The organism is Methylobacterium sp. Gmos1, assembly GCF_053764715.1.
In genome coordinates this window covers 71,110-80,902 of sequence record NZ_JBSNCC010000023.1, presented here as the reverse complement: position 1 = coordinate 80,902, position 9,793 = coordinate 71,110, and the positions used below count along the sequence as shown (strand labels likewise).

At 71.1% G+C, this 9,793-nt stretch carries 6 protein-coding genes; all 6 read right to left on the bottom strand.

The annotated features are described in order from the left end of the window. Positions 1-409 precede the first annotated feature (409 nt). The gene (locus tag ACS5PV_RS28480) at positions 410-1,507 is read right to left on the bottom strand and encodes a protein-glutamate methylesterase/protein-glutamine glutaminase (protein ID WP_455398697.1); all 1,098 of its coding nucleotides are present in this window, start codon (positions 1,505-1,507) and stop codon (positions 410-412) included. A gap of 14 nt (positions 1,508-1,521) precedes the next feature. Next, a complete protein-coding gene (locus tag ACS5PV_RS28475; protein WP_455398696.1) occupies positions 1,522-2,391 on the bottom strand; it encodes a CheR family methyltransferase in 870 nt (289 codons plus the stop codon). A gap of 14 nt (positions 2,392-2,405) precedes the next feature. After that, positions 2,406-2,879 carry a chemotaxis protein CheW gene (locus tag ACS5PV_RS28470; protein ID WP_455398695.1) on the bottom strand — a complete coding sequence of 158 codons (474 nt, stop codon included), beginning with the start codon at positions 2,877-2,879 and terminating at the stop codon, positions 2,406-2,408. A gap of 194 nt (positions 2,880-3,073) precedes the next feature. Continuing rightward, positions 3,074-5,020, bottom strand: coding sequence for a methyl-accepting chemotaxis protein (locus ACS5PV_RS28465; protein ID WP_455398694.1), 1,947 nt, complete (start codon positions 5,018-5,020; stop codon positions 3,074-3,076). 224 nt (positions 5,021-5,244) lie between these two features. Beyond that, positions 5,245-7,347 carry a methyl-accepting chemotaxis protein gene (locus ACS5PV_RS28460; protein WP_455398693.1) on the bottom strand — a complete coding sequence of 701 codons (2,103 nt, stop codon included), beginning with the start codon at positions 7,345-7,347 and terminating at the stop codon, positions 5,245-5,247. A 108-nt stretch (positions 7,348-7,455) separates the two neighbouring features. Then, positions 7,456-9,678 (bottom strand): HAMP domain-containing methyl-accepting chemotaxis protein, encoded by a 2,223-nt coding sequence (locus ACS5PV_RS28455; protein WP_455398692.1) that lies wholly within the window; start codon positions 9,676-9,678, stop codon positions 7,456-7,458. Positions 9,679-9,793 lie beyond the last annotated feature (115 nt).

Below are 9,793 nucleotides of genomic sequence, written 5' to 3'. Positions count from 1 at the left end.
CTGATCGTGTGAGCACCGAAACGTCAGACCAGCATCATCCTACTCACGACCGGTTCCGAAGAACCGACCCGCAGGGACGACGCCGTCCACGCTTCTCTTTCTCGTATGAACTTGTCAAAGAGCTGACCGGGCCGAAGCCTGATCCTGTACCCTAGAGAGCATAAAGCAGCGCCGGGTTGCCCTGGCCTTTGCTTCATCGTCTCTGAGGAAGTCCTTCGCGGCAGGCCGTGTGTCTCGGCGCCCCGTCGGTGAGCGGTCGTTTAAGGGTAGCCGGCTCGCCTGTCAACTCGGCCAGCTCCCAGATGGATCCGGCCGCGGCGACGGGAGAGGGGAGGGGGCTTCCCGAGCCCCGCGGCTGGCACGTATCCGAGATGGTTATGCTCGGCCCGCGTTCAAGCCTGGGCCGCTCTCACGCCGTCCGGCCGAGCGGCGGGGCAGCGGCGAAGCGCAGGATCTCCTGGTGGATGCGGTCGAGCGGCACCACCTTGGCCGCTGCGCCGCGATCGATCGCCTCCTTGGGCATCCCGAACACGACGCAGCTCTCCTCGTCCTGGGCGATCGTCAGGGCGCCGGCGCGGCGCATCTCCAGGAGGCCGTTGGCACCGTCGTCGCCCATGCCGGTCATCAGGATGCCCAGCGCGTTGGCGCCCGCTCCTTGCGCCGCCGAGCGGAACATCACGTCGACGGAGGGGCGGTGGCGCGAGACGAGGGGGCCGTCCTTGACCGCCACCGTGTAGGTCCCACCGGCGCGCTGGAGGAGCAGGTGGCGCCCGCCCGGCGCGATCAGCGCGCGGCCCGGCAGGACGGCATCCCCGTTCTCCGCCTCCTTGACCGCGATGGCGCACAGCCCGTCGAGCCGCCGGGCGAAGGCCGCGGTGAAGTGCTCGGGCATGTGCTGCACCACGACGATGCCCGGGGCGGTCGCCGGCAGTACCTCCAGCACGTCGCGCAACGCCTCGGTGCCGCCGGTCGAGGCGCCGATGCAGACGATCGGCTCCGTCCCGGTGACACGGCGGCTCGGGACCGGAGGCGGCAGCACCGCGTCCGCCGACAGCTTGGCCTCGACGGTCCGGCGATTGGTGCTCCGCGGGCGCAGGCGCGAGCGGGCGGCGGCCCGCACGGCGTCGCAGACCCGCACGGAGGATTCGACCAGGAACTGGCGCGTGTCGATGCGGGGCTTCGGGAGAACGTCGACGGCGCCGGCCTCCAGCACGTCGAAGAGCGTGCGCGACCCGGTCTCGGTCAGCGTCGAGCAGACGATCACCGGGATCGGCCGCTGCGCCATGATCTTGCGCAGGAAGGTGAGGCCGTCCATGCGCGGCATCTCGAGGTCGAGGATGATGACGTCGGGCACCTCCTCCTGGATGCGGCGCGCCGCCACGAACGGGTCGGCGGCGGTGCCGATCACCGCGATGTCGGGCGCCGTGGCGAGGATCTGGCAGAGCGTCTGCCGGACGGAGGCCGAATCGTCCACGACGAGGACGCGGATCGGGGCGGTCGCGGGCATCACGAAAGATCCCTTCAGCGGCGGAAGACCGTGGACGTCACCTGGGTCAGGCCCGGGACGCCGGCGACGGACATCGATTCGGAATGGCCGACGGCGAGGTAGCCGCCCGGGCGCAGGTGACCGGCGAGCCGCCCCAGCACCGCCTTCTGCGTCGGCCGATCGAAGTAGATCAGCACGTTGCGGCAGAAGATGACGTCGACGTCGCGGTCGATGCCGTAGCGCTCATCCATCAGGTTGAGGTGGCGAAAGCGGACCCGGCGCCGCAGCTCGGGCACGATCCGCCCGACCTGCCGGCCGGGATCGCGGGACGCCATGACGTAGCGGCGGCGGAGCCCGGGCGGGACGGCGGCGAGCATCTCCTCGGAGTAGATCCCGTCGGCCGCGGCGGCCAGCACCTCGGTCGACACGTCGGTGCCGAGGATCGCGTAATCGAAGCGGTGGCCGGACGCGATCATCTCCTGGAGCACCATCGCCAGGGTGTAGGCCTCCGCCCCCGTGGAGGCGGCAGCACTCCAGATCTTCAGGAGCTGGCGCTCGCCGCGATGGGCGGGCAGCGCGCAGAGCCGCGGCACCAGCGTGTCGCGCAAGGTGTCGAAATGCGCCGGCTCGCGGAAGAAATCGGTCTTGTTGGTCGTCACGCAATCGACGAGGTGCACGAACTCATCGGCCAGCCGCCCCTCGTCGAAGAGGTGGCGGGCATAGGCGTCGAGGCTGTCGAGGTGGAGCGCCCGCACGCGCTTGCGCAGGCGGCCCTCCACCATCGTGCGCTTCGAGGCCGGCAGCTGAATGCCGACGCGCGCCTCGATGACCTCGGCGATCGACCGGAAGTGGCGCTCGCTCAGCTGCTGCGAGGTGAGCGGGACGGGGGCAGGGGAGAGCGACACCGGAGCACCGGTCCTCACGCCGCCAGGGCCCGGCCGACGAGCGCCGGCTCGTCGCCCGCCATCAGCCGCGCGAGGTCGAACACCACCACGAAGGCGTCGCCGCGCCGGCCGATGCCGGCGATGTAGCTCGAGCGCCAGCGCCCGCCGACCTCGGGGGCGGCCTCCATCTCGGCGCGGTCGAGCTCCGTCACCTCGAAGACCCGGTCGGCGACGAAGCCGACCCGCATCGTGCGCTCCTCGAGCGGGATGTTGAGCAGGATGATCCGGGTCGCGGGCGTCGGCGGCTCGGGCGGCAGGCCGAGCTTGGTCCGCAGGTCGACGACGGGATAGCTCTGGCCGCGCACGTCGATCATGCCGACGAGGAAGGCGGGCGCCTGCGGCAGCGAGGCCGGCACGCGGTAATCCAGGATCTCCTGCACGTTCTCGATGTCGATCCCGAAGGTCTCGCGTCCGAGACCGAGGGTCAGATACTGCCACACACTCGACATCCTGGCGCTCCGCCTTGGCTGCGGCCGGCCTCGCGTCGGGCGAGGCACGGCCGGGTGATCGCATGTTGGGGGTGGAGGCCCCCGGCGCGGGGGGCGCTCGATGTCCCTCACGAAGCGCCCGCCGGGGGAGGGCGCTTCGTGAGGGGCACGGGGGAGGAGCCTGCGGGCGCGACCGCCCGCAGGCTCCTTGCGCGTCAGGCGCTGCGGGTGAAGTCGGCGTCGCGGGCGTCGCCCTCGCCCATGTCGAGGGCAAAGCCCCCGCCGACGGCCTTCGCCGGGCGGGCAGCCGCTCGCTTGGCCGGCGCCCGGGCGGGCGACTTCACCGCAGCCGACGGCGCCGCCATCCGCGAGGCCGCGGCGCGCAGCTGCGACACGGCGCCGTCCATCGGTCGTGAGTCCGCCGGCAACTTTGCCCCTTCGATGCGGAAGTAGGCGATCGTCGCCTGCAGCATCTCGGCCTGCGCCGCCAGCTCTTCGGACGTCGCCGAGACCTGCTCGGACGCCGACGCGTTCTGCTGCGTCACCTTGTCGAGCTGCTGGATCGCCTGGTTGATCTGGCCAGACCCGACATCCTGCTCCCGGCACGCCGCCGAGATCTCCTCCACCAGCGACGCCGTCCGCTTGATGTCGGGAACCAGCCGACCCAGCATGTCCCCGGCCGCCTGCGCCGCCTTCACCGTGTCGACCGACAGGGTCCCGATCTCGGCCGCTGCCGCCTGCGAACGCTCGGCGAGCTTGCGAACCTCGCTCGCCACCACCGCAAAGCCCCGCCCGTGCTCGCCCGCCCGCGCCGCCTCGACCGCGGCGTTCAGCGCCAGGAGGTCGGTCTGGCGGGCGATCTCCTGCACGATGGTGATCTTCTGGGCGATCGTCTGCATCGCCTCAACGGCACGGCCCACCGCCACGCCGCTGGCTTCCGCGTCCTTGGCCGACTGGCGGGCGATGGTCTCGGTCTGGCCGGCATTCTCGGCGTTCTGCTTCACGTTGGCGGCCATCTCCTCCATCGAGGCCGAGGCTTCCTCGGTGGACGCCGCCTGCTCGGTCGAGCCCTGCGACAGCTGCTCGGCCGAGGCCGACAGTTCCTGCGAGCCCGCCGAGACGTTCGCCGCCGCGGTCGAGGCCTCGGCCACGACGGTGCGGAGCTTGGCCAGCATCTGCTCGAGCGCGATCCCGAGCCCGTCCTTGTCCGAGAGGCGCCTGGCCTCGACGGTGAGGTCGCCGTCGGCGATCGCGGTCGCGACGTCGGCGACCGCCCGCAGGTTCACGGTCATCGACCGGAGGTTGGCCTGCACCTCGCTGCTGAGGCCGCCGTAATCCTTCGACAGCGACTTCGAGAAATCGCCGACCGAGGCCGCCGCCAGAACCTCGGAGATCTCCCGGAACGCCTGCTCGACCGCGAGCGCGGTGCCCTGGATCTGCCCGACCTCGTCGTGCCGGCCGGTCTCGAGCGGGGTCGCCAGCTCGGCGAGCTTGGCGCTGACCCGGCTCACCGGTCGCGCCACCGTGCGCACCAGCAGGATGGCGATGCCTGCCACGATCAGCAGGGTCGCCAGGATGCCGAGCACGATCATCTGCGTCGTCGTGTCGAAGGCGGAATCCTGCGTCGCCCGCCGCGTCTGCATCAGGGCGTTCTCGGTGCCGACCACCTCGGCGACCTTGGCGCGCAGGCCGTCCATCGCCTCCTTGCCGGCGCCGGCGATCTCGGTCTGCCGGGCGGCGTCGCGGGTCTCGGCGCTCGCCATCAGGGCGATGCCCTTCTCGGCCACGCCGCCGTGCCAGGCCTCCGCCAGCCGATGGACTGCGTCGAGCCGCTCCTGCTGCGCCGGGTTGTCGGCGGTCAGGGTCTTGGCCCGGCGCCAGGCATCGTTGAAGGTCTCCCAGCCCTTCTGGTAGGGCGCGAGGAACTTCGTATCCCCGGACAGGAGGAAGCCGCGATAGCCGGTCTCCTGATCGACCATGCCGGCAAGCGCCCGGTTGGTCGCGTCGATCACCTGGATCGTATGGTCCGACCAGTTGACCGCTTGCCGGATCTCCGTCGACTTCCAGTGTACGACGGCGTTCACCCCGAGCTCGACCCCCAGCATCAGGGTGAAGGTCAGCGCAAGCTTCTTGGGTATCGAGATATTGTCGAACATGCTCATCGAAAGGACCTTCCCGCGATCGCGTTGTCGAAGAACAATCTGGCGCAGCACTCTCGCGACATATTCGGGAGTCGCGAGCGCGAGCGATGGGAACTGTGCGTGATGTCCCTGACGCCGATCCGGTAGGGTCGTTCGGGGCTCGTCCGGGCGGGGTTACGGGGTCCGCGGATCCCGGTCGCGCCCGTCCGGACGGAAGGCGGCAGCGCGGCCGCCGCCGGTGCGCGTCAGGCGACGCGGGTGAAGTCGGCGTCGCGCGCGTCGCCCTCGCTCATGTCGAGGGAGAAGCCCCCGCCCGCGGACTTGGCCGCAGCCTTCGGGCCTGGGCGGCTTGCCGCCGCGATCCGCTTGGCCGGCGCCCGGACGGGCGACTTCACCGCAGCCGACGGAGCCGCCATCCGCGAGGCGGTCGCGCGCAACTGCGTCACCGCTCCGTCGATCCCTCCGCCCGCCGGCGTCTCGCCGCCGGTGATCCGGAAGTAGGCGATCGTCGCCTGCAACGACTCGGCCTGCGCCGCCAGCTCCTCGGACGTCGCCGAGACCTGCTCGGACGCCGACGCGTTCTGCTGCGTCACCTTGTCGAGCTGCTGGATCGCCTGATTGATCTGGCCAGACCCGACATCCTGCTCCCGGCACGCCGCCGAGATCTCCTCCACCAGCGACGCCGTCCGCTTGATGTCGGGAACCAGCCGACCCAGCATGTCCCCGGCCGCCTGCGCCGCCTTCACCGTGTCGACCGACAGGGTCCCGATCTCGGCCGCCGCGGCCTGAGAGCGCTCGGCGAGCTTGCGAACCTCGCTCGCCACCACCGCAAAGCCCCGCCCGTGCTCGCCCGCCCGCGCCGCCTCGACCGCGGCGTTCAGCGCCAGGAGGTCGGTCTGGCGGGCGATCTCCTGCACGATGGTGATCTTCTGGGCGATCGTCTGCATCGCCTCGACGGCACGACCCACCGCCACGCCGCTGGCCTCGGCATCCTTGGCCGACTGGCGGGCGATGGTCTCGGTCTGGCCGGCATTCTCGGCGTTCTGCTTCACGTTGGCGGCCATCTCCTCCATCGAGGCCGAGGCTTCCTCGGTGGACGCCGCCTGCTCGGTCGAGCCCTGCGACAGCTGCTCGGCCGAGGCCGACAGTTCCTGGCTTCCCGCCGAGACGTTGCTCGCCGCGGTCACCACCTGGCCGACGACGTCGCGCAGCTTCGCGTTCATCGCCTGGATCGCCCGCAGCAGGTCGGTCACCTCGTCGCGCCCGGTCGGCACCACGTCGCGGGTCAGGTCGCCGGCCGCCACGCTCTGGGCGGCGGAGACCGCCTTCGACAGGCCGCGGGAGATCGAGACCGCCATCCACAAGGCCATGGCGATGCCGAGGGCCACCGCGCCGGCCACGACCGCGACCAGGATCGTGCGGGTCGATTCGTAGGCCGATTGGGTGTCGCGCACGTAGCCCTGGGCCACGGTCTCCTCGTAGCCGCGCAGCTTGGTAACGTCCTCGACCACCGCCCGGCGGGCGTCGGTGAAGGGGCCGACGTAGTAGCGCAGCGCCTTGGCATCGGTGTTGGCGACGCCGAGGGCGAAGACCTTCTCGGCCGAGGGCTCCCAGGCCTTCACCGCGGTGGCGAGCGCGCCGGTCGCATCGGCGAAGCCGCCGGCCCGGCCCGCCTCGACCAGCCGGGCGACGTCGCGCCCGAGGATCTTCTGGCTCTCGGCGAACTCCGCGGCCATCTTGGCGAGCAGGTCGTCGTCGGTGATCACGATCGAGCGATAGATCTCGCCGCGCTGGCGGACCATCCTCAGCTCGACGGCGGAGATCAGGCCGCGATCCTCGGCCGCGATGCCCGGCCGCGCCTTGAGGTCCTCGATGCGCGCCATCACGGCCACGTAGGCCGACATCTGCTCTGTCGTCGCGACGGTGTTGGCGTTGTTGTTGCCGTTCAGGAGCGCGAACTCCATGCCCTTGGTCACCGCCTCGGCGAGCCTGCCCCAGTCGTCGCGCAGGGACTGGACGCGGGCGCGCTCCTCGGCCGGAACGAGGTCGGCATAGTCCCGCAGGATGCCCTGGAACTTGGCGTCGTGCGCCTTGAAATCGGCGAACAGCTTCTCGCGGGCGGGGGTGGTGGGCTCGAGCATCGAGCGCGCGAACATCCGGGCGGCGTCGTAGGACATCGCCTCCATGCGCAGCACCCGCTGGACCTGGGTGAACGGGCGGGCCGCGAAGGCCTGCATCCGGTCGTTGGACTGGCTCAGGCTCGACACGGCGAGAAAGCCCGCCCCGCCGAGGAGCAGGAGGATCAGCCCGAAGGCGATCCCGAGTTTGGCCTTGATCGTGAACCGCATTGTGCTTCGCCCCTTGGTGTCGATCGTCGTTTTGTTGATCCCGTCCGGTCGCCGGCGGCGTCGCCGGCGACGAGCGGGGTCGCTTGGATGGGTCGGGGATGCCCGACCTCATGCAATCCGGGTGAAATCGGCGTCGCGGGCGTCGCCCTCGCTCATGTCGAGGGAGAAGCCGCCGCCCGCGGGCTTGGCCGCGGCCTTCGGAACCGGGCGGCCCGTCGCGGCGATCCGCTTGGCCGGCGCCCGCGCGGGCGACTTCACCGCCGCGGAGGGCGCCGCCATCCGCGAGGCGGTCGCGCGCAGCTGCGTCACCGCCCCGTCGACCCCTCCGCCCGCCGGCGTCTCGCCGCCGTCGATCCGGAAGTAGGCGATCGTCGCCTGCAGCATCTCGGCCTGCGCCGCCAGCTCCTCGGACGTCGCCGACACCTGCTCGGAGGCTGATGCGTTCTGCTGCGTCACCTTGTCGAGCTGCTGGATCGCCTGGTTGATCTGGCCAGACCCGACATCCTGCTCCCGGCACGCCGCCGAGATCTCCTCCACCAGCGACGCCGTACGCTTGATGTCGGGAACCAGCCGGCCCAGCATGTCGCCAGCCGCCTGCGCCGCCTTCACCGTGTCGACCGACAGCGTGCCGATCTCGGCCGCCGCCGCTTGGCTACGCTCGGCGAGCTTGCGCACCTCGCTCGCCACCACCGCAAAGCCACGCCCGTGCTCGCCGGCGCGTGCCGCCTCGACCGCGGCGTTCAACGCCAGCAAGTCGGTCTGGCGGGCGATCTCCTGCACGATGGTGATCTTCTGGGCGATCGTCTGCATCGCCTCGACGGCACGACCCACCGCCACGCCGCTGGCTTCGGCATCCTTGGCCGACTGGCGGGCGATGGTCTCGGTCTGGCCGGCATTCTCGGCGTTCTGCTTCACGTTGGCGGCCATCTCCTCCATTGAGGCCGAGGCTTCTTCCGTGGACGCCGCCTGCTCGGTCGAGCCCTGCGACAGCTGCTCGGCCGAGGCCGACAGCTCCTGCGAGCCGGACGAGACGTTCGCCGCCGCGGTGGAAGCGTCTGCCACCACGGCCCGCAGGCGCATCAGCATCGTCTGGAGCGCGAGGCCCATCCTGTCCTTCTCGGAGAGGGGCTTGGCCTGCACCGTGAGGTCGCCCTCCGCGATCGCGTCGGCGAGGCCGGCGGTCGCGTTCAGGTTGGCGGTCATGCGGCTCATCGCGGCGACGAGGTCGCCGATCTCGTCGCGGGAGGTCACCGTCACGATCTGTCCGAGATCGCCGACCGCCACCGCGTCGGCGAGCGCGACCGCGCGGCCGAGGCCCCGGGAGATCGACAGCGCCAGCCAGGTCGCGATGGCGAGGCCGGCGAGCAGCGCGCCCGCCAGCACGGCGAGCAGCATCGCCTGGCCGTCGCTCGCGTCGGCCTTGGCCCGGGCCACCGCCTCAACCATGCGCTTGCCCTGGAACTCGACCAGGGCGTCGAAGGTGCGGATCGCGCTCGTGCTCGCGGTGGCGTACTCGGCCGAGGCGAGCGTCGCCGCCTGAAGGGTCGTGCCGGTCTCGACGAGGGCGAGCGCCTTCTGGAATGAGGCGGCCCAGGCGGCGTGCTTCTGCCGGACCGCATCGACCGGGATGCCGTGGGCGGCTGCGGCGCGCAAGAGGTCGTCCAGCGCGCGCGATATCTCCTCGCGTCCCTGCCGGGCGGCACTGACGCGCTGCTCCAGCGCCTCCATGGTCAGGGCGCCGGTCGCCGACTGCATCTGGCCCCAGGCGCGCTCCACCCGGGCCTGGACGCCGAGCGCGGCCCGGACCACGTCCTCGCCGCCGGCCTCGCCCGAGCGGGCCCGCACGAGTGCGTCGAGGTCACCCCGCAGGCCGTTGAGGGCGGGCTGCCCGGCCCCGTCGATCTCGGCCCACGTACGGCCGTTCGAGTTGCGCCGTGTCAGCTCGACGACCTTGTCACCCAAGGTCCGCAGCTTGTCGTAATGGTCCGACAGGTCCTGAAACAGGCGCCGGCCTTCGTCGGTGGAAATGTAGGCCTTCGCCTTCGCGAGCGCGGCGAGCGCGTCGGTGCCGTTCGCCGTCGCCCGCTTGGCGAAGTCGCTCATCTGCGCGTCGTCGGAGCTGATGACCGTGGCGCGGACGTTCGAGATCCCCCGGATGGCATTGGCCTTGGCGTCGAGGACGAGCGACTGGAGCTCGGCGCGGCTGACGACGAACTTCATCGCCTCGTCGGCCGCATTCAGCTTCTGGTAGCCGACGGCGCCGGCCGCGCCGGCGAGGACCAGCACCGAGGCGAAGCCTCCGGCCAATTTCGCCTTGATCGTGAAACGCATGGAATAACTCCGGCATATCGGATTGTCCGACGGCGCAAAAAATGGTCCGTCGAAGACAATGCGGCACAATCGAAGATCTGGAGCAGTCACCCGGCCCACCGCGATCGGGCGCTGC

Excerpts from the sequence above, each read along its gene's own strand:
- ACS5PV_RS28455 (WP_455398692.1), bottom strand. The coding sequence starts at position 9,678 with ATGCGTTTCACGATCAAGGCGAAATTGGCCGGAGGCTTCGCCTCGGTG.
- ACS5PV_RS28465 (WP_455398694.1), bottom strand. The coding sequence starts at position 5,020 with ATGAGCATGTTCGACAATATCTCGATACCCAAGAAGCTTGCGCTGACC.
- ACS5PV_RS28480 (WP_455398697.1), bottom strand. The coding sequence starts at position 1,507 with ATGCCCGCGACCGCCCCGATCCGCGTCCTCGTCGTGGACGATTCGGCC.
- ACS5PV_RS28470 (WP_455398695.1), bottom strand. The coding sequence starts at position 2,879 with ATGTCGAGTGTGTGGCAGTATCTGACCCTCGGTCTCGGACGCGAGACC.
- ACS5PV_RS28460 (WP_455398693.1), bottom strand. The coding sequence starts at position 7,347 with ATGCGGTTCACGATCAAGGCCAAACTCGGGATCGCCTTCGGGCTGATC.